This window comes from Actinospineispora spinosispora DSM 44797, from assembly GCF_000429025.1.
Taxonomy (GTDB): Bacteria; Actinomycetota; Actinomycetes; order Mycobacteriales; family Pseudonocardiaceae; genus Pseudonocardia; species Pseudonocardia spinosispora.
In genome coordinates this window covers 286,477-310,833 of sequence record NZ_KE386833.1, presented here as the reverse complement: position 1 = coordinate 310,833, position 24,357 = coordinate 286,477, and the positions used below count along the sequence as shown (strand labels likewise).

Genomic DNA, 24,357 nt, shown 5'->3' with positions numbered 1-24,357 from the left:
CGAGAGCGGACACGCGGTCAGGCCGTGCGTCGCGCGGCGTCAGCGGGACCGCCACCGGCCGGATCGTCCCCGGCGAGCAGGTCGAGCACCACGCGGGCCGCGTCCGGGTTCCTGACCACGACACTGGGATCGCGGCGCAGCCGGGCGTGCTCGCGCAGCACCTCGCTCAGCTCGCCGACGTCCTTGGGCCACGGCGCGAGACCGGCTTCCGCCAGCGTCGCCGCGTTCGCGGCGCCGTGCCCGGGGATCGGGCGGAAGGTCACCGCCGGGAGCCCGGCGGTCAACGCCTCGGTCAGGGTGAGTCCACCCGCGTTGTGGACCAGCACGTCGGCCAGCTCCATCAGCGCCGGCACGTCGTCGCGCCAGCCCAGCGCGATCACGTCGTCGTCCCCGTCGAACTCGGCACGCAGCTTGCCGTTGCGACCGCACAGCACCAGCACCTGCGCCGCACCGGTGCCGGCGATCTCCCGCACCGCATCCGGGACGTCGCCCAAACCGAGCGACCCGGCCACGACCAGTGCCACCGGGCGGTCGTCACGCAGGCCCAGCTCGGCGCGCAGCTCACGACGCCGATCCGGGCAGAGCGACTCGCCGGTCCCGAACCGGGCCGACACCAGCCCGCCGACCGGCTGCATCGGCGTCCGGTACATCAACCGGCCCATCCGCGACGTGGCCTCGGTGACCGTGAGGTGATGATCGACCTCGGGGTGCACCCACATGCGGTGCACGGCCGGGTCGGTCAGGAAGGTGACCGTCGTGGCGTCGAGGCGCCCCAGTGCACGCAGCTGACCCAGCGTCTGGCTGGCCAGCGGGTAGGTCGAGACCACCACCGGGTAGCCGCGCGCCCAGCGCCGCACGTGCCGGCGCGCCATGCGACACAGCCCCAGGGTCAGTCGCTGCACCCAGTTACTGGACTCGAGGCTGACGAACAGCCACTCGAACAGCCACGGCGCGTATCCGACGCTGAGCGAGTAGCCGTCCCGCAGCACCAGCCGGGCCAACCTCGGCACCGCATCCAGATAGTCGCGACGCTCGGCCTGAACGCCGTGCGCCTCCAGCCGCGCTATCAACTCGTCGGCGGCGCCGTCGTGACCGGCGCCAACGCTCCCGGAGATCACCAGAATGCGTGCCGTTCCACCGCTGACGAACAGACCCATCGGTCCTCGACTTCCCTGGTCGCTGATGATGGATCAATCGATAGAAGGCGAAGGTTGCCTGCGTCGACGCAATGGCTGTACTCGGGCCCAACACTGGGAGACCACCCGGTACCACCCGGCTCAGCTTGATCAACCGGGTCGACGACGATAGACAGGGACGCGACACCGGCAGCCGCCGATGTCCGAGCACACCGGAGGCAAAATGACGGCCGCCGAGAACCGGTCGGGCTGGCGGTCAGCTCTGCGCAGGGTGCGCCACGATCATTCACTGACCGGCCGGGCCGAGGATTCCGCCGATGCGACCGGACCGCTCGACGACGATGCGGCCGACACCGCCGCCGGCCCAACCGAGAAGGCGGAACGCTCGTTCGCGCTGCAGGTCGAGGAGCTGCTCCTGCAGGCGCCCCGCCGCTACACCCCTCGCCAGCTACGTGCGCTCACCGGCATCGAACGGTCGAGGACGCTGCGGCTGTGGCACTCGCTGGGGTTCGCCGACGTCGAGAGCGACGACGTGGTGTTCACCGACAACGACGTGCAGGCCGTCGAACGCCTCGAACAGCTCAGGGCGACCGGCCTGATCTCCGCCGACCTGCAGGTCGCGGTGACCCGCTCCATCGCACAGGCCATGTCCGGCCTGGCCGAATGGCAGGTGGAGCTGTTCTTCCAGGTTCTGTCCAACCGGCCGGAGGGCGCGCCACACTGGACGACCGACCTGGAACGGCTGCTACCTGCCCTGTCCAAACTGCAGGAATACGTCTGGCGCCGACATCTGGCGGTCGCGGCGGGCAGACTGCTGGCGAACGCCCCCAGTGAGTCCGACGTCCGGACCCTGGTGGTCGGCTCCACAGATCTCGTCGGATTCACCCGCACCGCGCGTCGGTTGACGGCGACCCAGCTGGTCGAGCTGGTCGAGCTGTTCCACGGCATCACCTCCGACGTGATCGCGGACGGAGGAGGCCGCATCGTCAAGACCGTCGGTGACGCGGTGCTCTTCGTGACCGACCGCCCCGACGAGGCCGCCGAGATCGCCCTGCACCTGCTGGAACGCACCGCCGAGGCCACGTCCCTGCCCGAGCTGCGCACCGGCCTGGCATTCGGCCCCGTCCTGACCAGGCTGGGCGACATCTACGGCGAGGTGGTCGACAACGCCGCCCGTCTCTGCACCCACTCCCGCCCCGGCCGGATCCTGGTCTCCGAAGAGCTCGCCTCCGCGCTCGAGGGCGACGACCGGTTCGCGCTGAGGCTGCGCCGTCCGATCGTCGAACGCGGCTATCCCCGACTGCACCCCTGGGGACTGCGCCGCCCTCCGGCCGAGAACCGCTGAACCTTTGAGGACGCCGCCTGATCACCTCGCCACGGCGTCCGGCGTACTGCCCGGCTCTCGCGGCCCGTCCAGGGCCCCCAGCGCCGTGAGCACCGCACCGATCGAGACGTACGACCGCTCCGGCAGCTGCCAGAAGAGGTGCCGCGTGCCCCGGTCCGGCCCGTAGTGATCGACATGCGCCAGCACCTGCCATCGGTCGGCAGGGAACGTCAGACCCGCCAGGACCTGCGCCAGTAACCTCGGTGATGGCCGACTCATGGTGCACACCTCCGCTTGTCGATGTGTCCGATGTCACATTGTGCCGCACACCTGGGGTCGCGCGCGACGAACTCACCTACCGGTGGACGCAAATCTCCCCACGGGGTTTCATGCCGTGACAGGCCGGGTACTGAGCGTCACGCACGTTGCAGACCTCGATGGACACACGGAAGAAGGTCGGTACCGATGCCACGGCACCGCGCTCCCTCAGCTCCCTCCCGCGCCCTCACGACTCTGACCGGCGCAGCAGTCACCGGCGTGGCACTCGGCGCGTCGATGATCTCCCCCGCGCTCGCCTCGGCAGCGCCGGCGACCACCGACTCGGACCTCAGCACCGGGACCACCCCCGCACACCTCGGCCACAACTCGGACGACTCGTCGGAAGACGCCTCCCGCCACCACCGCAAGCAGCGCCACCACCGCACGCTGGCCCGCCCGATGACCAGCGGCGAACAGCAGTACCGCAACGGCTGCAAGCAGGGCTACATCAAGCAGGACTGCGACCAGTTCACCGTGACGCACCTGCTGCGGAAGGGCATCAACCCGTTCTTGTAGGTGGAGCTGGGGTGGTTGGCCTGGGTAGCTCGGGCTGTGGGGCTCTAGCGGTGGGTGGAGGTGCAGGCTGTATTGCTTGGGCCTGTTTCGCGCGCGGTATTTTTCTGTGACCACCCCGGCTCGCGTAAACGCTCGCTGGGGTACTCCCAGAAAAAAAGGCTCGAGGACTCGCCCGGGCGCGCGCTTGTGGCCACCCTGGGGAGCCGCCCTGGCAGCTGGGCGATGTGGTTGCTGACATTCACTGCCCGGCCTTCGCCGGAACTCCTTCGGAGACTCGCGGAGCCGGCTTCACAGACACATGTACATGCGCAGGCGGCAAGGAGCCGTGAGTGTTTTGGGTTGCCAGGGCAACCCAAAACACTCACGGCTTCTTATGGCGAACGCGCGTTCACGGGTGGCCCCGCAGAGGCTCCCGGAGGGGTTCCGCCGCAGGCGGGTAGTGCATGAGTGGCGGCTCTCAGGGTGACCACAAGCGCGCGCGTCGCCGAAGGCGACATTTTTCCGAGTGGGTCCCCATGCCCGAAGGGTATGGGGGCCCGCGAGGAAAAACCCCAGGCAGCGAGCCGTCAGGCGAGCCGCCTGGATCGTTCCCGGTCGGCCCGAAGGGCCTTCCGGGAACGATGGCGCGCGAAACAGGCCAACCAATACAGCCTGCACCTTCACCCAGCGCTAAACCCCACAGCCCGAGCTACCCAGCCCAGCCACAGCCAACCCAGCCACAGCTGGCCCAACCACAGCCAGCTACAAAACCACCAGGTCACGAGGCCGGGCGTTCAGGCGCTCGCCGCCGGACTCGGTCACGACGACGATGTCCTCGATCCGCGCGCCCCACTGTCCTTCGAGATAGATGCCGGGCTCCACGCTGAATGCCATACCGGGAACGAGGGTCAGTTCGTTGCCGCCGACGATGTAGGGCTCCTCGTGCACGTCGAGTCCGATGCCGTGTCCGGTCCGGTGCACGAACTGCTCTCCGAAGCCCGCCGAGGCGATGATCTCCCGCGCCGCGGCGTCGACGGATTCGGCGGTCACCCCGGGACGGACCGCGCGGCACGCGGCTTCCTGCGCCTCCTGCAGCACGGCGTAGGTGCGTCGGATGTCCTCGGCCGGTTCGCCGCCGACCGCGTAGGTACGGGTGGAGTCGGAGTTGTAGCCGCTGAGGATCGGGCCACCGATGTCGATCACCACGACGTCGCCGGCTTCGATCACCCGGTCGGACAGGTCGTGGTGCGGGCTTGCGCCGTTGGGGCCCGAGCCGACGATGACGAACGCGGCCTCGGTGTGGCCCTCCGCGACGATCGCGTCGGTGATGTCGGCGCCGACCTGAGCCTCGGTCCGCCCGGCCTTGAGGAACTCGCCCATCCGCGCGTGCACGCGGTCGATCGCCTCGGCGGCTCTGCGCAGCTCGGACACCTCGGCGGCGTCCTTGCGCATCCGCAGCTCGGCGAGCACCCCGCCGGCGAGCCCGAGCGAGACGCCGGGGAGCCGGTCGCGCAGCCCGAACACGTGCGAGGCCGGCATCGAGTCGGCGACGGCGACCTTCGTCGGGACCCCGGCGAGGTCACTCACCAGCAGGTAGGGGTCGTCGCCGTCGGTCCAGGTCACGACCTCGATGCCGAGCTCGTCCAGCGGCAGCTGCGCCAGGCCGGGGGCCTCGAGCTTCGGGACGACCAGTGCGGGCGGCGCTCGGTGCCCCGCGGCCGCGAGCACCAGGCAGGTCAACCGTTCGTGGGTGCTGGCCTCGCTGCCGATCAGGTACCGAAAGTCGGTGCCGGGTGTGACGACCATCAGGTCGACGTTCTGGCGCGCGGCTTCTTCTGATGCTCGGCGCAGACGCGCGGCGAGCAGTTCGGCGGGGACGCTCATGGCTGGTCACCTTACGACCTCGCGGCCCGGTTGGTGCGCCACACACCGCACCGCGCCGGACCTATCAGCTACCCGCGGCTATCGTGGCGCGGTGGTAACCAACCGCGTGTCACAACGCGGCCTCGAACGTCCGGCCGACAGCGACGGCGGCGCCGATTCGCGACCGTATGGCGAGGGCCTGCCCTACCGCTACCTCACCACCACCACGGTGGCCCGCATCAAGGCGCGGCACGACGGCCTGGCGGCGGACGAACGCACCGACGACGAGGTGAGCATCGCCGGCAGGGTGCATGCGATCCGCGACCACGGTCACCTCCGTTTCGCCACCCTCCGCGACAGCACGGGGGCGCTGCAGCTGTTCGTCGACGCCGCCGAGCTCGGGGCCCTGGACCGGCAGCGGTTCGACTCGCTGTCGCGGGGTGACTGGGTCGGTGTCCGCGGTCGGGTGATGACCACCCGCCGGGGTGAGCTGTCGGTGCTGGTCGCCGAGGTCCAGCCGCTGGCGAGGGCGCTCGCCCCGCCTCCGGGCGAGCACACCGGTCTTGCCGACGTCGAGACCCGGTACCGGCAGCGCTACCTGGACCTCGAGGTCAACGAACGCACCAGGGAGATCTTCCGTATCCGGCACTCGGCGATCGCCGCGATCCGCCGCAACCTGTCCGACCGGGGCTTCACCGAGGTCGAGGGTCCGGTGCTGCAGAGCATCCAGGGCGGCGCGACCGCCAGACCTTTCGTGACCCACCACAACGCACTGGGGATCGACCTGTACCTGCGGATCGCGCTGGAGCTGCACCTCAAGCGACTCGTGGTCGGCGGCATGGAGCGGGTCTTCGAGATCGGCAGGGTGTTCCGCAACGAGGGCATCGACACGCGGCACAACCCCGAGTTCACCCTGCTCGAGGCCTACCAGGCGTTCGCCGACTACCACGACATGATGGAGCTGGTCGAGGACCTGATCAGGGATGCGGCGCGCGCCAGCATCGGCGACACGACCACGCTGCGGGTCGCCGGCAGGGACGTCGACCTGACCGGCCCGTGGCCGAGGCTGCGGTTCGCCGATCTGATCGAGCAGAAGACCGGCGCGCGCATGCACCCGGACATGCCGCTGGCCGAGGCACGCGCGGTGCTCGACCGGCTCCACATCGCCTACCACGCCGACTGGGGCCCCGGCAGGCTGATGAAGGAGGTCTACGACGAGAAGGTCCAGCACGACGTCACCGGGCCGATCTTCTGCATCGACTATCCGCGTGAGGTCTCCCCGCTCGCCAGGGAGCACCGCGACGACCCGGCCTACGTCGAACGTTTCGAGCTGATCGTCGCCGGTTTCGAGCTGTGCAACGCCTACAGCGAGCAGAACGATCCGGCGGCCCAGCTCGCGGCCTTCGAGACGGAGGCGCGGGCCAGGGCAGGCGGTGATCCGGAGGCCGGCCAGATCGATCTCGACTACATCCGCGCGCTGGAACACGGTATGCCTCCGACCGGCGGTCTGGGCATCGGGCTCGATCGGCTCGTGATGCTGCTGGCCGGGGTGGACTCGATCCGCGAGGTCATCCTGTTCCCGACGCTGCGCCCGGAGCACATGACGGCGATAGACCGTCCCGAGGGTGCCCCTCGACCGGTCCATCCGCCGACACCGACGCCTGAGCCGGCACCGCGGACGGTGGTGCCCGTCCCCGCGCAACGGCCCGTCCCCGGACGGCAGCCGAGGTGGCCGGTCCGGCTGGTCGCCGGCCTGACCGCGGTGAGCGGCCTCATTCAGCTGATGGTGTTGCGCCCGACGCTGCACCGCAAGCTGCTGTCGGTCGAGCAGGTCATCGAGCCACCGTGGTTCGCGGTCGCGGGCGGTGTGGTGTCGGTCCTGGTCGGGCTGGGTCTGTTGCTGCTGGCCGACCAGCTGGCGAAGCGCAAACGCGCGGCGTGGCGGATCGCCCTTGCGCTGTTCGGGATCAGCACGGTGGCGCACCTGAGCAAGGGAGCGCCGTTGGCCGCGATCGTGTGGAACGTGTCGATGGTGCTGGCGTTGCTGCTCACCCAGGACCGTTTCCGCGCCGCGTCCGACCCCCCGTCGCTGCTGCGTCTGGGCCGGTTCGTCCCGACCTATCTCGGCTCGGTGCTGACCGTGGGGGTCGCCAGCCTGTACGCCGAGCGTCACTACCTGCAGCCCGAGTTCAACATCTCGGACGCGATCACCACGGTGCTCAGCGGCCTGATCGGTCTCGACGGCGACTTCGTCTACCTGCGGCGACGCTTCGACGTCTTCTTCCCGACGTCGCTGCTCGCGCTGGGTGTGGTCGGTCTGCTGGTGTTCGCGATCCTGCTGTTCCGACCGTTGCGCGCGCGGGGCCCGCACACCGAGGCCGACTGGCAGCACGCCCTGCGGCTGGTGCACAGCTACGGCTCGGACACGCTGGCCTACTTCGCGCTGCGCGACGACAAGAGCTTCTTCTTCGGCTCCGATGGCGAGGCGATGCTCGCCTACACCTATGTCGGGGGCTACGCGCTGGTCGCGGGTGACCCGATCGGCGCGCCCGAGTCGCTGCCGGCACTGCTCGACGAGTTCCTGCTGATGTGTGACGAGCGGGCCTGGAACCCGGCGTTCCTGGCGATCCGGGAGTCGGACTTCCCCGCCTACGAGGCACGTGGTTTCCGCGCGCTCTATCTCGGTGACGAGGCGATCCTGCGGTGCGACACGTTCTCCGTCGACACCGCGCACAAGAGCGTCCGGGCGGCTACTCGTCGGGTCGGCCGCCGGTACCGCTTCGAGCTGGTCACCGAGTCGAACGCCTCTCCCCGGCTGGTCCGCGAGCTGAACGCGATCAGCGCGCGCTGGCGGGGCAAGGCGCCCGAGCGCGGCTTCACGATGTCGCTGAGCCAGGACGTGAAGGGCGAGGGCGCCAACCCCGAGTTCCTGCTGTGCGTAGCGCTCGACGAGAACGACGTCCCGGGTGCGTTCCTGCGTCTCGTCCCCGCATACGGGCCCGACTTCGGCTATACGCTCGACCTGATGCGCCACGACCCGGCGGCGCCGAACGGCATGACCGAGTTCCTGATCGCCTCGACCGCGCGGGCACTCGGTGAGCGCGGCGTCGTCCGGTTGTCGATGAACTTCGCCATGTGGGGCAGGCTGTTCGCCGACGACGTGCACTTCAGTCCGATGGAGCGGTTGGCGCGGCGGCTGGTCGGGATCCTCAACCCGTTCTTCCAGATTCGGTCGCTGCGCGACTTCAACGACAAGTTCGACCCGGAGTGGCTGCCCCGCGTCCTCGCCTACCGCCGCCCCACCGACCTGCCCAGGGTGGGACTGCTCTACGCGGGCGCGGAAGGCTTCCTGGCGATCCCGGTCATCGGCGACATGCTCGTCCCGAAGGCCGTGGGCGGCGTAGCGGCACCCTCGACGCCGGACCGCCCGTCACCCTGAAGCTCGCACAGACCGAGTACACGCCGCACAGAGGCCGGAGCCTCTGTGCGGCGTGTGGACGGTCTGTGCGGGCTTCGGCTAACCGCGCAAGGTCAGGCGACTGGCCGCTGCGGCGGCGTTGCTCACCAAGCCGCCGATCGCCACACCGAGCACCAGGTGGATGATCGCCTCCGCCAGCATGATCGGCAGCGACGAGGAGCTCAGGAACGGAGCCACCACAGCGGCGACCGTGAGCAGGCCGACGATCCAGCCGAAGTAGGACAGCGGGCTCGGAGTGCTCACCAGCAGCAGGTGCGCCAGCCCGGTCGCGAGCAGCGCGGCCACGGCGGCCATGACGCAGAGCTGCACCGTGGCGTCGTCGCTGAACGTGCCGCTCTTCTTCGCCGAGGAGGCAAGCTGGAAGATCGCTCGCACCACCAGCACGCCGACCAGTCCGACGAGCGCGGCGACGACCGCGGCCGCGACTCCACCGGCCCACAGCCGGCCGACGTTCACCTCGGTACGGACGGGCGCGGGCGGGTAGCCACCGCCCTGCTGAGGGGGGTAGCCACCCTGGTGTTGTCCGTACTCGTCGTCCGGACCCATGTTCCGATACTCACCTACCACGCGGCACATCGTGCCGGTGCCTGTTCCCGCGCGCTAGGGCGGGGGGTGCATTTGACTGGTCCGAAGGGATGAATGTCGGTTCGGGCGGCACTGTGCGAGCTGTTTTCATGCTGCTGGCAAGCTGTCGCGATGAGCGGACGGTTGCTGCTGCTGGATTCGGCGAGCCTGTACTTCCGGGCCTTCTACGGCGTTCCCGAGTCGATCAAGGCCCCGGACGGGACTCCGGTCAACGCGGTCCGCGGCTTCACCGACATGGTGTCGAGGCTGGTCGCGGAGCGGAAACCGACCCGCCTGGTCGCCTGCCTCGACCTCGACTGGCGCCCCGCGTTCCGGGTGCGCGCGATCCCGTCGTACAAGGCGCACCGGGTCGCCGAGGGCGCAGAGCTCACCACGGCCGACGGCGATCCGGTCGGCGGCGCCGGTCCGGCGGAGGCGGTGCCCGACACACTGAGCCCGCAGGTCCCGATCATCCTGGAGGTGCTCGCGGCCGCCGGCATCGCGACCGGGGGCGCCGAAGGCTACGAGGCGGACGACGTGATCGGCACACTGTGCGCACGCGAGCGGACCGATCTCGTCGAGGTGGTGAGCGGCGACCGCGACCTGCTGCAGGTCGTCCGAGACGACCCGAACCCGGTCCGCGTCGTCTACGCCGGGCGGGGCCTCGCCAAGGCCGAGGTGTTCGGACCGGTCGAGCTGGCCGAGCGGTACAAGGTTCCGGCCGCCCGGGCGGGCGAGTCCTACGCCGAGATGGCGATGCTGCGCGGCGATCCGTCCGACGGGCTGCCCGGTGTCGCCGGGATCGGTGAGAAGACCGCGGCCACGCTGATCTCCCGGTTCGGGTCGTGGCAGGAGCTGCTCGACGCGATCACCGATCGGAGCGACGACCGCCTCGCCGCCGGGGTCAGGGCGAAGCTCGCCTCGGCCACCGACTACCTCTCGGTCGTGGAGCCGGTCGTGCGGGTCGCTCAGGACGCCGACGTACACCTCGACCGCGATGACACCCTGCCCGACGAGCCGGTCGATCCCGATCGCCTCGATGCACTGGCGGAACGCTGGGGCCTCGGCGGCTCCATCGACCGCCTCCGCGCAGCGCTCAAAGGCTGACCAACCTCGTGAGTGTTGAGTGTGGTTATAGCCATACTCAACACTCACGAGGGGTTAGGCGGGGCGGCCGACGGTGTAGCGGCCGTCCTTCGTCTGGATCAGGACGCGGACCTGCGCGGGTGCGTTGTTGATCCGCGCGACGCATTCGAAGGCCCTCCCCGGCAGGACCTTCTGGTTGGGTGGGCAGACGACCTCGGCGACGTTGGTCAGCCGGTAGTCGTTCTGCAGGATGGTGCGCACACCGTTCTGCAGCGCTGCTTGGTCCAGCACCTTCGTCGTGAAGTAGCCGGGTGAGATGAACCCGAGCACACCGACGACCGTCGCCAGGATCAGCGCGGCGGCCAGGAACAGCCACACCGGCACGCCCTTGGACGAATCGCTGTCCCGCACCGCCGAGGGCACGGTGGACTCGCTGGTCGCGGAGTCGGCCCACCAGTCGCTGGCGGACACCTCGGGATGTTCACCGAGTGGCTGGACGGGCGCCGGCTGCCACTGCGACGGCGTGTAGCCACCGGGTGGCCCCGCGTGCCGGGGCCGGATCGACCCGGCGGCACCGAGCGCCGCCATCCCGGTCGCCGGAGTCGCGTCCGGGTCCGGCTCGGAAACCGGCTCGGCGTCCTCGACGACCGGCTCGGCGTCCTCGGTTGGGTCGGGCTCGGCGGCATCGGTTGGTTCGGGCTCGGCGACGGACCGGCCTGCCGGTTCGGGGCGCGCCTCCGCGGCGTCGGTCACCTGTTCGTCGGCGACGGCCTCGGTATCCGGGACAGCTTCGGACTCGGCGGCTGCCTTTGTTCCGGTCTCAGGCTCGGCCGCCGGACCGGGATCCTGTGGGCTGCTCATCACGACCTTTCCCGCCGAGCGGGATTATCCGCGCCTCGGCAAGGGCCGATCGAATCACATCACCCGAGGGTCGGATGCCGAGGTTCGGCCCGTGACACGCGGATTTTTGCGCTCGATCCGTGTGGGTTACCCATCACGAAGGCCCGGCGAGTTTACCCGAGCCCCACAACTCCCCGGCGCACCGCACGCACCGCTCGGTCCGCCGCCTTGCCCACCGGGCTGGTCGGACCGGCGACCGCCCCGAGCTGATCGAGCAGGTCGATCACCTGACGGCACCACCGCACGAAGTCGCCGGCGGACAGCTCCTGCCCGTTCTGTTCGGCGGCGGTCAGCACGGCGGCGAGCGACTGGCCACGGGCCCAGCGGTGCATCGGCCAGGCGAACCCCGCATCGGGCTCCCTGGTCCGCTCCAGCTTGTGCCGTCGCTCGTCGGACTCCAGCTCGGACCAGAGCCGCATGGTCGCCGACAGGGCCTCGGACACCGGCCCGCTCGGCACCCGGGGCATGCCGCCGACGTCTCGGCGTGTCTCGTAGACCAGCGCGGACACCACCGCGGCGAGATCAGCGGGATCCAGGGAGTCCCAGATTCCGTGACGGAGGCATTCGGCGGTCAGCAGATCCGACTCGCCCCACAACCGGGACAGCACCGCTCCGTGCTCGGTGACCGCGTCGTCCTCCAGGTAGCCGCGTTCGGTGAGCAGCGCGGTGATTCGGTCGAACGAGCGCGCCAGCGAGTGGGTCGTGGCGCTGACCTTCTGTCGCAGCTGCTCGGTCTCCCGCTCCAGCCGCGAGCCGCGCTCAGCCCACCTGGCGTGCGCCTCACGGTCGTCGCAGCCGTGACACGGGTGCGACCGCAGCGCCCGCCGCAACGTCGCGAGCTCGGCCTCCTCCCCGGATTCGGCCGCGCTCGCCTTTCCCTTGCGCCGATGCTGGACCGGCGGTCGGATTCCGGTGTTGCGCAGGCTGGAGGCCAGGTCCCGACGGACCCGGGGCGCGCGGTGGTCGACCCGTTTGGGCAGCCGCATGTGGCCGAGCGCCTCGACCGGCGCGGGGAAGTCCGCGGGCGTGAGGCGCCCGGCCCAGCGATCCTCGTTGAGCACCAGCGGCCGGGGCTCACCGGTCTGGTCCAGACCCGGGTCGAGCACGACCGCCAGTCCCGACCGCCGACCAGAGGGCACCGCGATCACGTCACCGGGCCGCAGCGCGGCGAGCGAGTCCGCGGTGGCCGCCCGCCGGGCGGCCGCGTTGCCCTTGCTCAGCGCCTTCTCCCGGTCGCCGAGGGCGCGGCGCAGCCGGGCGTACTCGGAGAAGTCACCGAGGTGGCATTCCATCGACTTCTCGTATCCACGCAGCGCTTCGGCGTTGCGCTCGATGCGTCGGGACAGGCCGACGACGGAGCGGTCCGCCTGGAACTGCGCGAACGACTGCTCCAGCAGTAGCCGCGCCTGCTCGGTCCCGAGCCGGTCGATCAGGTTGACCGCCATGTTGTAGCTGGGCCGGAACGAGCTGCGCAGCGGATACGTCCGGGTGGAGGCGAGCCCCGCGACCTGCGCGGGTTCGACGCCCGGCTGCCAGATCACCACCGCGTGGCCTTCGACGTCGATGCCGCGACGCCCCGCCCGACCGGTGAGCTGCGTGTACTCCCCCGGGGTCAGGTCTGCGTGGCTCTCGCCGTTGTACTTCACCAGCCGTTCGAGCACGACGGTCCGCGCCGGCATGTTGATGCCGAGCGCGAGTGTCTCGGTGGCGAACACGCACTTGACCAGGCCGAGCACGAACAGCTCTTCGACGGTCTCCTTGAACGCCGGCAGCAGCCCGGCGTGGTGCGCCGCGATACCGCGTTCGAGCGCCTCACGCCACGGCCAGAAGCCCAGCACAGAGAGGTCGTCCTCGGGCAGCTCGGAGGTGTGCGCCGCGACGATCGTCCGGATGCGCGCCACGTCCTCCTCGGTGGTCAGCCGCAGTCCGGACCGGACGCACTGCCCGACGGCGGCATCACACCCGGCGCGGCTGAACACGAACGTGATCGCGGGCAGCAGACCGTTGCGGTCCAGCCGATCGATCACGGTCACCCGCGACGGCGGCCGGAACCGCTCACCGCGCGGCGGCCCGGACCGCCCGTTGCGACGCCCACCGGACCGCCCGACCCGGCCGGTCGACTGCCGGTCGAAACCGGCGAACCGACGACCGTTCTCCTCGGCCTCCCTGATCAGCGCGGGATCGACGCGCAGCGCCCCGCTCGCGTCCTCGCCGGCGAACAGGTCGAACATCCGGTTGCCGACCATCATGTGCTGCCACAGCGGCACCGGCCGGTGCTCGTCCACCACGACGGCGGTGTCACCGCGCACGGTCACCAGCCAGTCGCCGAACTCCTCGGCGTTGCTCACCGTCGCGGACAGACCGATCAGTGACACCTCCGGCGGCAGGTGCAGGATCACCTCCTCCCACACCGCGCCCCGGAACCGGTCGGCGAGGTAATGGATCTCGTCCATCACCACGTAGCCGAGCCCCACCAACGCCGGCGACTGCGCGTACAGCATGTTGCGCAGCACCTCGGTCGTCATCACGAGGACCGAGGCGTGCGGGTTGATCACGGTGTCCCCGGTCAGCAGACCGACGTGCTCGGCGCCGTAGCGCGCGACGAGATCGGCGTACTTCTGGTTGGACAGCGCCTTGATCGGCGTCGTATAGAAGCACTTGGTGCCCTCGGCGAGCGCCAGATGCACGGCGAACTCACCGACGACTGTTTTGCCCGCCCCGGTCGGTGCGCAGACCAGCACCCCGTGTCCGCCTTCCAGCGCCATACAGGCCTGACGCTGGAACGGGTCGAGCCCGAACGGCAGGATGCCGACGAACTCGACGAGCCGGGGCGCGGCGTTGCGCTCGCGGGATGCCGCGTACGCCTGGGCGGGAGAGCGGCTGGCCACACGTCCAGGTTGTCACATCCCGGGCGGGAACGGCGCGGCGCCTGATACGAGAGCCAGTCCGCACGGCCACCACGGCGCCGGCCCGACCTGGCTCGTGCAGCCCAGACAGCGCCCGTCCGGGTCTGGTTGATGTATCTCGCGCAACGCGCTCACCACCTCCGGCCAGTGCAGTAGGAGCCGCGCGGTGGTGATCAGGCTGTGGTCCGTCATGCGACGAGCGTCGACGGACCAAGATCAACCTAGACAGTTCGAAACATGAAACTTTCAAGTCCGGTATAACGCCTGCGAGGCTGCTGCGCCACGAGGGGGAACGGATGGCACACAACCAGGGCTCGATGCTCCTGCGCCGAATCCTGGCTCGCGAGCTCAAAAAGCTGCGCCAGCAGGCCGGCATGAAGCTGGAGGAAGCCGCGCCCATGCTGTTCTGGTCGCCACCCACACTCAGCCGGATCGAGCGAGCGGTGCAGGGCGTGGACGTACACCGGGTCCGCAGCATGCTCGATCTGTACGGGGAGAGTGAGCGATGGGAGGAGCTGACCGGCCTCGCCATCCGAGCGGGCCAACCAGGCTGGTGGGAGCCCTACAAGCTGGGCAACAACAGCTACGTGGCATTCGAGGCCTACGCCAGTCAGGTGCTGGACTTCAACCTCGGCTTCGTGCCTGGTCTGCTGCAAACCGCCGACTACGCACGCGCGCTGTTCACGTCCGTGCCAGTCCCCCGCACTCCCCGCGAAGTAGATCGCGCCGTCGAGGCGCGGATGATCAGACAACGCAGACTGCTGTCGGACGAAACTCCGCTGGAACTCGTCGCGGTGATCGACGAAAGCGTGTTGCACCGTCCAGTCGGTGGACCTGACGTTCTGCGGGCTCAATTGCGGCGGTTGGCAGAAGCCTCCAGCCTCAACACGGTCAGTCTGCAAGTAGTGGCCAACACCGTTGGAGCACACGCTGGGCTTGCGTCCAGCTTCACCCTTCTAGCGTTCGAAGACCTCGGTGAGCCTGACATGGCCTATGTCGAGCACTCTCTCGGCGCGTTGCTACTCGACAAAGACGGTGACGCTGCCGGGGCTAGACTCACCTTCGATTGGGTTCGCGATGTCGCGCTCAATCCGGCCGAGTCACTAGCCCTTATCCGGCGATTGGCCGCCCAGACCTGAGTCTGTATTGAGGAGGCGCCATGGACCTCGCCCAGGCAAATTGGCGCAAGAGCACGTTCAGCGGCGGCAACGGGAACAGCTGCGTCGAGATGGCTTTCCTGTCCGACGACACGGTCGCCGTCCGCGACACCAAGGACCGGGCGCTACCGGCACACCGCTACGCCGCGACCGAGTGGCATGCGCTCCTGGCTGGTGTCAGGGCGGGCGAGTTCGACCGGGCCTGACCTCGGTCAGGTCGCGTCGTCGTAGGACGGCTTCGGCGGTTCCGGTTCCTCGATCTTGCTCGGGGTGGTGTCCAGCGGTGACGGCTGGTCGGGGTCCAGTGAGTCCCAGCCCTCGGCGGCGCGCTGCTTGGCCTTGCGGCGGTCGTGGACCCTGGCGATCTGGATCGAGATCTCGAACAGCACCGTGAGCGCGAGCGCGAGCGCGGTCATCGAGATCGGGTCGCCGCCGGGGGTCGCCACGGCCGCGAACACGAACAGCCCGAAGATGAGCCCTCGGCGCCATTTGCTGAGCCGTTCGTAGCTGACCACACCGACCCGGTTGAGCATCACCACGAGCAGCGGCAGCTCGAAGCTCACACCGAAGATCAACAGCAGGGCGATGATCAGCCCGAAGTAGCTCTCGCCGGACAGCAGGGTGGTCTGCACGTCGGTGCTGACCCCGAGCAGGAAGCCCAAGGCCTTCTGCACGACGTAGTAGGCCATCGCGGCGCCGGCCAGGAACAGGCACACCGCGGCGAACACGAACGTCGCGGCGAACCTGCGCTCCTTGGCGTACAGACCGGGCGTGATGAACGCCCACAGCTGGTAGAACCACACGGGACAGGACAGCACTACACCGGCGGCGATACCGACGCGCATGCGCAGCGAGAACTGGTCCAGTGCGCCGGTGCCGTACAGGGTGCACGTGCCCGCGCCGTTCACGACCGGCCGGACGTTGAGCGGCAGCGCGCAGTACGGGCCCTTCAGCACGTCACCGAGGCTGGGGACGCCGAAGAACGACACACCGAACCAGATGTAGCCGAAGACGGCCATCACCGCGACCGCGACGATCGCCACGGCGAGTCGGTTGCGCAGCTCGTAGATGTGCTCGATCAGCGTCATGGTGCCGTCGGGGTTCGCCCGGCGACGACGGCGACGAGCCAGCGGATTCCACACCGTGCTGGGCTACCTCGCGTCGTCGGAGCGCGTGCCCGGCTGCTCGGAGGCGGCTCTCGGCTCGGCGGCCGAGGGCTGTCCCGGCGGCAGCGCGGCCGGCTTCTGCTGCTCGGCGGGCGGGTCGGACTTGGTCTGCGACTCGCGCGCCTCGTCGTCCGACTTCATGCCCTTGACCTCGCTCTTGAGCACCCGGGCCGACTGCCCGAGCGAACGGGCCATGTCAGGCAGCCGCTTCGCTCCGAACAACAACAGGATCACTACGAGAATGATCACCCATTCCCAACCGCCCGGCATGATGTGTCCTCTCGCCCGAAATGTCGGATGTCGCCGATGTTACGCGTCGCCGCCGGAGTGACTCGCGCTGCGCCGCTGCGCCCGCCAGGCGTTCAGCTCGTCGACACCCGCCTGTACCCGCATGCGGCGACCGCTGACGGAGATGGACAGCGCCTCGACGGCGCCCTGCGTCCGTCGCACTACACGAAATACCCGCACCGCCACGAGCCCGAGCACCAGCAGCCCCACGACCACCACGAGCGCGCTAGGCAACCATCCCATGCCGCCCACCGTATCGGTACGCCCCTACTCCCCCCGCCCAAGCCACTCCGAAGCGTCACCCACCCCGCGAGTCGCGCGTTTCAGCACCGCGAGTCGCGCGTTTCAGCACACCTCGTCGACGACTCGGTGTGCCCAGATGCCCGACTCGCTGTGCTGACACGACCGACTCGCGGGGTTGCGGTCAGGTCAGGTCAGCGCGCGGAGGGCTTCCTCCGCGCGCCGGGCGATCTCGGCGCGCAGGGAGGCCGGCTCCAGGATCTGGGCGTGGCCGCCCATACCCAGGACCAGGCGTACGAGCCAGGCGTCGTCGGTGAAACGCATCCGGATCCGCGCGGCGCCCTCCTCCAGCTCGACGACCTCGTCGACCGGGTAGTACTCCGCGACCCACCGGGCCTCCGGTTCGAGCCGCAGGACCGCTTCCCGCTGCTCGGGGGACGGCCGGAACAGCCCCGCCGACAGGTCGCTGCGCCGCGCCGACGGCGGTGGCGCGGCCTTCTCGTCCAGCTCCTCGACGTCGTCGATCCGATCCAGGCGGAACAGACGCACGTCCTCGGCGGAACGGCACCACGCCTCCAGGTACCCGCGGCCCTCCATGAGCAGCAGCCGCATCGGGTCGACGGTGCGTTCACTCACCACGTCGCGGGACGCCGTGTAGTACCGGATGTGCAGCGCACGGCCCCGACCGATCGCGGCACGGATCGCCGTGCTCGTCTCCTCCTCGCGCGCCGCCAGACCGACCGCCACACCCGTCGGGCCGTCCGGTGCACCGACGGCGGTCTCGATCTTCAGCACCGCCCGCATGACGACGTCGGTGTCGACCATGCCGGGCACCTCGGTCAGCGCGCGCAGCGCAACCAGCAGCGCCGTGGCCTCCGCGGTGGTGAGCCGCAGCGGACGCCGCATGCCGGCGTCCTCGGTGACCGTGACGGTGTCCTCGGTGAACGACAGGTCGACGAGGTCCCCGGGGCCGTAGCCGGGCAGCCCGCACATCCACAACAGCTCCAGATCGCGCCAGAGCTGCTTCTCCGCGACCCCGAAGTCCGCTGCCGCCTCTGCCACCCGAACCCCCGGGTGCGCCAGCAGGTACGGCACCAGGGACAGCAGCCGGGGCAGCCGCGCGGACACTCCCAGGCCGCCGGGGCTCATCGAGCCGCTCCCCCGACGCGCATCTCGACAGACCGGTCCGCCGGATCCGAGGGCGCGTGCGCTCGCGCGGCCGCAAGCCAGCCTCGCCGGACCGCATCGGCCAGCTCCGGCGGATCGAGCACGACCACGTCCGGCCCGTGCCCACCGACCCACCGCGCGACCGTCTCCGGGCTGCGCAGCTCCAGCTCCAGCACGTCACCGGCTCGTCCGGCATGGTCCTGTTCCCCGGCGAGCTTGCCGAGCCTGCGCAGACCGAGTGCTCGGCCCCTCGCCACCCAGACCCGGGCCACGCCGATCACCGGCGGCGGCCCGGCGCTGCGTCTGACGAGTGCCATCAGGTCGACACCTTCGGGCGGCCGCACCGCGCCGCGCGGGCCGCGTGCCTTGACCGGCTCGCTGATCCGGGACAGCCGGAAGCACCGGGTGTCGTCCCGGTCGCGGTCGTGTCCCACGAGGTACCAGCGTCCGCGCCAGCTCACCACACCCCACGGCTCGACGGTGCGGGTCCGGGGCTCGGCGGTGGGACTGGGCTGGTGTTCGAACTGGACGACCTGACCGGCCTGCACCGCGGCGAGCAGCGGCCCGAACGACGGCTCGCTCGCCCGCACCTTCGGTTCCACCCCGGCTCCGGCGGCCTCGTCGACCTCGACGCCGGCGGCGCGCAGCTTCACCAGGGCGCCGCGTGCCGCGCCGGCCAGCTCCGGGGAGTCCCACAGCCGCGCGGCGAGCGCGACGGCGGCGGCCTCATCGGCCGCCAGCTCGACCTCGCCCAGCTCGTAGTCCTGCCGGGCGATGCGATAGCCCTCGATCGTGTCGAACACCGACTGCTTGCCGGTCTCCAGCGGAACTCCCAGGTCACGCAGCTCCGACTTGTCCCGCTCGAACATCCGGAAGAACGACTCGTCGGATGTCGCGCTCGCGTACCCGGGCACCGTGGCCCGGATCCGCTCGGCGGACAGGAACTGCCGCGTGGAGAGCAGGCAGAGAACCAGGTTCACCAAGCGCTCGGCACGGACGGAGGACACGCCTGCAGCGTATAGCGTCCAGCGGAACCAGGTGTCCGAACCGCGCCGCCCGACGCGGTGAACACCGGTCGAGCAGACCCGTGAGTGGCGAGAGGTCCTATAGCAACCCTGGGCACTCACGACCAAAAAGCGGTCGTGAGTGCCCAGGGTTGCTACGCCTTCGGCGCCCCTTCGGGGTAGGGCCTCTCGCCACTCACGGGGACTACAGGCTGGCGATCAGGCGGTCCACCCGCTCGTCGACCGCGCGGAACGGGTCCTTGCACAGGACAGTGCGCTGCGCCTGGTCGTTCAGCTTCAGATGGACCCAGTCGACTGTGAAGTCGCGCCCGGCCGCCTGGGCCGCCGCGATGAAGTCGCCCCGCAGCTTGGCTCTGGTGGTCTGCGGCGGGGTGTCCTTGGCGACCTCGATCTCACCGTCGTCGGTCACCCGGTCGACCATGCCCTTGCGCTGCAGCAGGTCGAACAGGCCACGGCCACGGCGGATGTCGTGGTAGGCCAGGTCGAGCTGGGCGATGCGCGCGCTGGACAGCTCCAGGTTGTTGCGCTCGCGGTACCGCTCGACCAGCCGGCGCTTGATCGCCCAGTCGATCTCCCGGTCGATCAGCGACAGGTCCTGGCTCTCCACCGCGTCCAGTGCCCGGCCCCACAGCTCCAGCACCCGCTCGGTGGTCTTGTCCCCACCCTGCGCGGCCACGTGCTCGACGGCGCGCGCGTAGTACTCGCGCTGGATGTCGAGCGCGCTGGCCTCACGACCACCGGCGAGCCGTACCGGCCGACGACCGGTCAGGTCGTGGCTGATCTCCCGGATCGCCCGGATCGGGTTGTCCAGGGTGAAGTCCCTGAACTGCACACCGTGCTCGATCATGTCCAGCACGAGCGTCGCCGAACCCACCTTGAGCAGGGTCGTGACCTCGGACATGTTCGAGTCGCCGACGATGACGTGCAGCCTGCGGTAGCGCTCGGCGTCGGCGTGCGGCTCGTCCCGGGTGTTGATGATCGGCCGCGACCGGGTGGTCGCCGAGGAGACGCCCTCCCAGATGTGCTCGGCGCGCTGGGACAGGCAGTACACCGCGCCGCGCGGGGTCTGCAGCACCTTGCCGGCGCCGCAGATCAGCTGGCGGGTGACCAGAAAGGGCAACAGCACGTCGGCGATACGGGAGAACTCACCAGCACGGGCGACCAGGTAGTTCTCATGGCAACCATAGGAGTTGCCCGCCGAGTCGGTGTTGTTCTTGAACAGGTAGATGTCACCGCCGATACCCTCGTCGACCAGCCGTCGCTCGGCGTCGACGAGCAGCTCCTCCAGGATCCGCTCACCCGCCTTGTCGTGTGCGACCAGCTGGGTCAGCGAGTCGCATTCCGCGGTCGCGTACTCCGGGTGGGAACCCACGTCCAAGTACAGACGCGAGCCGTTGCGTAGGAAGACGTTCGAGGACCGTCCCCACGACACGACCCGACGGAAGAGGTATCGCGCCACCTCGTCCGGAGAGAGCCGCCGCTGGCCGTGGAAGGTGCAGGTGACCCCGAACTCGGTCTCGACCCCATAAATCCGCCGGTTCATGGGTTCAGCGTAAGCGTTGCACGGCCCGTACTGTCGAGCCTGTGATCGAGTGGTTCCGACGGACGGTCGGGCGTGTCAACGAAACGGACCGTGCCATTGAGCATCGAGTCGCCTCCTACCCGCCGGGTTACAAGGACCGGCTAATCATGCGTTTGACCCGGTCAGCGAACCACAGTGTGCTCTGGTTCGCTATCGCTGCGGTGCTCGCGGCGCGTGCTGGAGTGACTCGGCGAGGCGCGTTGCGTGGGGTGATCGCGATCGGGTTCGCGAGCGCAACCGCCAACGGGGTGCTCAAGCCATTGGTCCCGCGCCGTCGTCCGGCGGCCGAGCTGCTGCCGGTCAGCCGCCGTCTGGAGAACAGACCGACCTCCAGCTCGTTCCCGTCCGGGCATGCCGCGTCGGCCGCCGCGTTCGCCACGGCGGTCGCGCTGGAGAGCCCACGCACCGGCCTGGCGATCGCCCCGCTCGCGGCGGCGGTCGCGTACTCACGGGTGCACGTGGGTGTGCACTGGGCCTCGGACGTGGCCGCGGGTGCCTGGATCGGTGCCGGGGCGGCGCTCATCACCCGACGCTGGTGGCCGGTCCGCCCGTCCGACGAGGCCGCCGCGCGACCGATGAACCGGGTGCCGGAGCTGCCTGAGGGTGAAGGCCTGGTGTTCGTCGTCAACCCGATGTCGGGCGACCCCGAGTACGACCCGACCGAGCAGATCCGCAACGTCTTCCCGAAGGCCACGATGCTGGTGGTCGGCAAGGGCACCGACCTTCGCCAAGAGCTGGCCGACGAGCTGAAGGCCGGCGACGGATCGGTCCGCTCGGTCGGCGTGGCGGGCGGCGACGGCACGGTGGCGACGGTCGCGGCGTTCGCCAACGAGAACCAGCTGCCGCTCGTGCTGATCCCGGCCGGCACGCTCAACCACTTCGCGCGTGACGTCGGTATCTACGACCTGCAGGAGGCCATCGACGCGACCGACGCGGGCGAGGCGGCGGCGGTGACCCTCGGTGTCGTCGAGCTGCACGACGCGGAACGGGAACGCAAGCGGTACTTCCTGAACACCGCCAGCCTCGGCTGCTACTCCGACCTGGTCCGGCTGCGTGAGCAGTGGGAGGACCGGTGGGGCAAGTGGCCCGCGTTCCTGGTCGCCCTGGTCGTCGTGCTGCACCGCTCCGAGCCGCTGCAGGTGAAGCTGAACGGCAGCTGGCGGTCGGTGTGGGTGCTGTTCGTCGGCAACGGGCCCTACCACCCCGCAGGCATGGTGCCCGCGTGGCGCCCGCAGCTCGACTCGGGGCTGCTGGACGTTCGGTGGCTGCGCGCAGACATCCGGTTCTCCCGGCTGCGCGCCTGCTTCGCGCTGGCGCTCGCGGCCCTGTCGCACAGCCACGTCTACAAGCAGGCCGAGATGAGCACGCTGGACGTGGAGGTGGCGACGCCCAGCCTCCTGGCCACCGACGGTGAGGTCATCGACAAGGCCACGAAGTTCACCTTCCGCGCCTCGTCCAAGCCGGTGCCGATCTACCGCAGGGACGAGTCGAACCCGCGCTGGGCCAACCGCGACCGCCCCCACCACCCCTGGTGACTCGTGAGTGGTACGGGCGCCCAGAGGCGCCCGTACCACTCACGAACCTGCGTCAGGAGCTGGACGACTCGTCTCCGCTGCCTTCCGAGGAGGGCTCCTCGGCGTCATCCTTCTTCGCGGAGGCGCGGTTCTCCTCCGGCAGGAGCGCCTCCAGGGCCGCGCCGGTGATGCGGCGGAACGCGCGCCGGGGGCGGCTGCGGTCCAGGACCGCGACCTCCAGGGCCGACACCCCGAGCACCCGCTCGGCCGCCGCGCCGTTGCTGCCCGAACCGGACGTGGTCCCACCGGGCGAGGCGGACTGCAGGCCGCGCACCGCGATGGCGATCGCATCGGCCAGCTCCATGCCGTCCTCGTACGACTCGCGCAGCTTCGCGCTGATCGGCTCGGTCTGCCCGCCCATCACCACGAACCCGGGCTCGTCGGTGATCGACCCGTCGTAGGTGATCCGGTACAGCTGGTCGGCGTCCGCGGCATGTCCGACCTCCGCGACGCACAGCTCCACCTCGAACGGCTTCTGCTGCTCGGTGAAGATCGACCCCATGGTCTGGGCGTAGGCGTTCGCCAGCCAGCGGCCGGTCACGTCACGCCGGTCGTAGGAGAACCCGCGAACGTCCGCGAGCCGGATGCCCGCCGTGCGCAGGTTCTCGAACTCGTTGTAGCGGCCGACGGCGGCGAAGCCGATCCGGTCGTAGATCTCGGACACCTTGCGCAGCGCTGACGAGTGGTTCTCCGCGACGAACAGCACGCCACCGGCATAGGTCAGCACCGTGACACTGCGCCCCCGGGAGATGCCCTTGCGGGCGAGCTCCGAGCGGTCGCGCATCACCTGCTCGGCCGAGGCGTAGAACGGCAGCGTCACTGATCACTCCTGGTTGTCGGTTCCGACGATGTACGCATGAGGGCGGCTATCCGCCGGGCCTGGTGAGCCGGTCGGCCACGACCGCCCTGGCCACCTCGCCGATCCGCTCGTCCGGCTGGCGGACGGCGCCCTCGGCGGTGATGGTGGCCACGACGGGGTAGATCCGGCGACCGAGGTCGGGCAGGCCGGACGCGGTGTCGTCGTCGGCGGCGTCGTAGAGCGCCTCCACGGCGGCACGGATCGCGGCGTCCACGTCGGCCTCCGGATCGTGCCGCTTCTTCAGCGCCGAGCGTGCGAACAGCGAACCGGAACCGATGCCCGCGTAGCCGACGTTCTCGTCCGAGCGGCTGCCGGCGACGTCGAAGCTGACGATCCGTCCCGCCCGTGCCGGGTCGGGAGCGTCGATGTCGTAGCCGACGAACAGCGGGATCACCGCGAGGCCCTGCATCGCGGCACCCAGGTTGCCCCGCACCATGCCGGACAGCTTGTTGACCTTGCCGTCCAGCGACAGTGGGACGCCCTCGATCTTCTCGAAGTGTTCCAGGTCGACGGTGAACATCCGCACCATCTCGACCGCGAAACCGGCCGTCCCGGCGATGCCCACCGCCGAGTAGCCGTCGGTGACGAAGACCTTCTCCATGTCCCGCGACGCGATGAGGTTGCCGGTCGTCGCCCTGCGGTCGCCCGCGATCAGCACGCCGCCCTTGAAGGACAGCGCGACGATCGTGGTGCCGTGAATCGCCTCGAACCCGGCGGGCAGCTGGCCCGGCGCGACATTCTCCGGGAGCCGGCCCGGCATCAGGTGTGGCGCGGTGGTGGCGACGAAATCGGTGAACGACGACGACCCCGGCGTGAAGTACTCAGCGGGCAGTGCCATGTTCACCGGGCTGTTGACCGGACCTGCCGGCCCCCGCCCCGACCTGGGATCCATCGGTGGTTACTACTCCTTCGCGCAGATGCTGTTGCCGACTTACGCCAGTGCCGCCGACTTCGACCATCGGCGGCACTGGTTCATGTCCTGACTCGCTGGCGGCTACTGGCCGCCCTTCTGGACATAGGCTCGGACGAAGTCCTCGGCGTTCTCCTCGAGCACGTCGTCGATCTCGTCCAAGATCGTGTCGACATCCTCGCCCAGCTTCTCACGACGCTCCTGGCCGGCCGGCGCTGCGCCTCCGTCGTCGTCGCCCTCGCCGTCCCCGCCGCCCTGCCGCTTGGTCTGCTCCTGGGCCATGACGCCTCCCGGTCTGGTAGGTCCTGCACTTACGAAC

General features: G+C 69.8%; 23 protein-coding genes. 7 read left to right on the top strand and 16 right to left on the bottom strand.

Features of this window, described 5'->3' with window-relative positions:
* Positions 1–17: 17 nt before the first annotated feature.
* Positions 18–1,157, bottom strand: a complete 1,140-nt coding sequence (locus G406_RS49745) for an MGDG synthase family glycosyltransferase (protein WP_051342658.1) — start codon at positions 1,155–1,157, stop codon at positions 18–20.
* 202 nt (positions 1,158–1,359) lie between these two features.
* Between G406_RS49745 and G406_RS49740 the strand changes: the two genes are divergently transcribed.
* Positions 1,360–2,481 carry an adenylate/guanylate cyclase domain-containing protein gene (locus tag G406_RS49740; RefSeq protein WP_169736781.1) on the top strand — a complete coding sequence of 374 codons (1,122 nt, stop codon included), beginning with the start codon at positions 1,360–1,362 and terminating at the stop codon, positions 2,479–2,481.
* 21 nt (positions 2,482–2,502) lie between these two features.
* Here G406_RS49740 and G406_RS57315 read toward each other — a convergent pair whose 3' ends face one another.
* A complete protein-coding gene (locus G406_RS57315; RefSeq protein ID WP_156935151.1) occupies positions 2,503–2,739 on the bottom strand; it encodes a DUF2795 domain-containing protein in 237 nt (78 codons plus the stop codon).
* Between the two features lie 186 nt (positions 2,740–2,925).
* Here G406_RS57315 and G406_RS0125085 point away from each other — a divergent pair, with 186 nt between their 5' ends.
* On the top strand, positions 2,926–3,294 hold the full coding sequence (locus G406_RS0125085) for a hypothetical protein (protein WP_156935150.1): 369 nt from the start codon (positions 2,926–2,928) through the stop codon (positions 3,292–3,294).
* Positions 3,295–4,035: 741 nt separating this feature from the next.
* Here the strand turns inward: G406_RS0125085 and G406_RS0125080 are convergent.
* Positions 4,036–5,157, bottom strand: coding sequence for a M24 family metallopeptidase (locus G406_RS0125080; protein WP_028935882.1), 1,122 nt, complete (start codon positions 5,155–5,157; stop codon positions 4,036–4,038).
* A gap of 91 nt (positions 5,158–5,248) precedes the next feature.
* On the opposite strand from G406_RS0125080, the gene lysS reads away from it, so the two are divergent.
* Entirely contained in the window at positions 5,249–8,575 is a 3,327-nt protein-coding gene (gene lysS, locus G406_RS55270; RefSeq protein WP_169736780.1) for a lysine--tRNA ligase, read from the top strand.
* A gap of 78 nt (positions 8,576–8,653) precedes the next feature.
* Here lysS and G406_RS0125070 read toward each other — a convergent pair whose 3' ends face one another.
* Positions 8,654–9,160: a DUF6069 family protein gene (locus G406_RS0125070; RefSeq protein WP_084216369.1), complete on the bottom strand. Its 507-nt coding sequence runs from the start codon at positions 9,158–9,160 to the stop codon at positions 8,654–8,656.
* A 150-nt stretch (positions 9,161–9,310) separates the two neighbouring features.
* Between G406_RS0125070 and G406_RS0125065 the strand changes: the two genes are divergently transcribed.
* A complete protein-coding gene (locus G406_RS0125065) occupies positions 9,311–10,285 on the top strand; it encodes a 5'-3' exonuclease (RefSeq protein WP_028935880.1) in 975 nt (324 codons plus the stop codon).
* A gap of 54 nt (positions 10,286–10,339) precedes the next feature.
* Here G406_RS0125065 and G406_RS0125060 read toward each other — a convergent pair whose 3' ends face one another.
* The 3 genes from G406_RS0125060 to G406_RS0125050 all read right to left on the bottom strand — a co-directional run bounded on the left by G406_RS0125060 (position 10,340) and on the right by G406_RS0125050 (position 14,262).
* Positions 10,340–11,125 carry a DUF4333 domain-containing protein gene (locus G406_RS0125060; protein WP_028935879.1) on the bottom strand — a complete coding sequence of 262 codons (786 nt, stop codon included), beginning with the start codon at positions 11,123–11,125 and terminating at the stop codon, positions 10,340–10,342.
* 152 nt (positions 11,126–11,277) lie between these two features.
* Entirely contained in the window at positions 11,278–14,052 is a 2,775-nt protein-coding gene (locus G406_RS0125055; protein WP_028935878.1) for a DEAD/DEAH box helicase, read from the bottom strand.
* A gap of 12 nt (positions 14,053–14,064) precedes the next feature.
* Positions 14,065–14,262, bottom strand: a complete 198-nt coding sequence (locus tag G406_RS0125050; protein ID WP_028935877.1) for a hypothetical protein — start codon at positions 14,260–14,262, stop codon at positions 14,065–14,067.
* A 104-nt stretch (positions 14,263–14,366) separates the two neighbouring features.
* Here G406_RS0125050 and G406_RS0125045 point away from each other — a divergent pair, with 104 nt between their 5' ends.
* Positions 14,367–15,209 (top strand): helix-turn-helix domain-containing protein, encoded by an 843-nt coding sequence (locus tag G406_RS0125045; RefSeq protein WP_051342654.1) that lies wholly within the window; start codon positions 14,367–14,369, stop codon positions 15,207–15,209.
* Positions 15,210–15,229: 20 nt separating this feature from the next.
* Positions 15,230–15,433, top strand: a complete 204-nt coding sequence (locus tag G406_RS0125040; protein WP_028935875.1) for a DUF397 domain-containing protein — start codon at positions 15,230–15,232, stop codon at positions 15,431–15,433.
* Between the two features lie 6 nt (positions 15,434–15,439).
* Here G406_RS0125040 and tatC read toward each other — a convergent pair whose 3' ends face one another.
* The 6 genes from tatC to pafA form a co-directional block, all read right to left on the bottom strand.
* Complete coding sequence (gene tatC / locus G406_RS0125035) at positions 15,440–16,315, bottom strand: twin-arginine translocase subunit TatC (RefSeq protein WP_037078377.1); 876 nt, start codon at positions 16,313–16,315, stop codon at positions 15,440–15,442.
* 63 nt (positions 16,316–16,378) lie between these two features.
* Entirely contained in the window at positions 16,379–16,663 is a 285-nt protein-coding gene (tatA, locus tag G406_RS0125030) for a Sec-independent protein translocase subunit TatA (protein WP_028935873.1), read from the bottom strand.
* A gap of 39 nt (positions 16,664–16,702) precedes the next feature.
* Positions 16,703–16,924: a hypothetical protein gene (locus G406_RS0125025; protein ID WP_037078374.1), complete on the bottom strand. Its 222-nt coding sequence runs from the start codon at positions 16,922–16,924 to the stop codon at positions 16,703–16,705.
* Positions 16,925–17,110: 186 nt separating this feature from the next.
* Positions 17,111–18,070, bottom strand: coding sequence for a helix-turn-helix transcriptional regulator (locus tag G406_RS0125020; protein WP_028935871.1), 960 nt, complete (start codon positions 18,068–18,070; stop codon positions 17,111–17,113).
* Entirely contained in the window at positions 18,067–19,095 is a 1,029-nt protein-coding gene (locus G406_RS49730; protein WP_051342652.1) for a helix-turn-helix transcriptional regulator, read from the bottom strand. The genes G406_RS0125020 and G406_RS49730 overlap by 4 nt, the downstream gene beginning before the upstream one ends.
* Before the next feature lie 202 nt (positions 19,096–19,297).
* Positions 19,298–20,656 (bottom strand): Pup--protein ligase, encoded by a 1,359-nt coding sequence (gene pafA / locus G406_RS0125010; RefSeq protein ID WP_028935870.1) that lies wholly within the window; start codon positions 20,654–20,656, stop codon positions 19,298–19,300.
* Positions 20,657–20,877: 221 nt separating this feature from the next.
* Here pafA and G406_RS49725 point away from each other — a divergent pair, with 221 nt between their 5' ends.
* Positions 20,878–22,230 (top strand): bifunctional phosphatase PAP2/diacylglycerol kinase family protein, encoded by a 1,353-nt coding sequence (locus tag G406_RS49725; RefSeq protein ID WP_245607212.1) that lies wholly within the window; start codon positions 20,878–20,880, stop codon positions 22,228–22,230.
* Between the two features lie 52 nt (positions 22,231–22,282).
* Here G406_RS49725 and prcA read toward each other — a convergent pair whose 3' ends face one another.
* The 3 genes from prcA to G406_RS0124985 all read right to left on the bottom strand — a co-directional run bounded on the left by prcA (position 22,283) and on the right by G406_RS0124985 (position 24,320).
* The gene (gene prcA / locus G406_RS0125000; protein ID WP_028935869.1) at positions 22,283–23,089 is read right to left on the bottom strand and encodes a proteasome subunit alpha; all 807 of its coding nucleotides are present in this window, start codon (positions 23,087–23,089) and stop codon (positions 22,283–22,285) included.
* Between the two features lie 46 nt (positions 23,090–23,135).
* Positions 23,136–24,020 (bottom strand): proteasome subunit beta, encoded by an 885-nt coding sequence (gene prcB, locus G406_RS0124995; protein WP_051342651.1) that lies wholly within the window; start codon positions 24,018–24,020, stop codon positions 23,136–23,138.
* Between the two features lie 102 nt (positions 24,021–24,122).
* Positions 24,123–24,320, bottom strand: coding sequence for a ubiquitin-like protein Pup (locus G406_RS0124985; protein ID WP_028935867.1), 198 nt, complete (start codon positions 24,318–24,320; stop codon positions 24,123–24,125).
* Between the last annotated feature and the right edge of the window lie 37 nt (positions 24,321–24,357).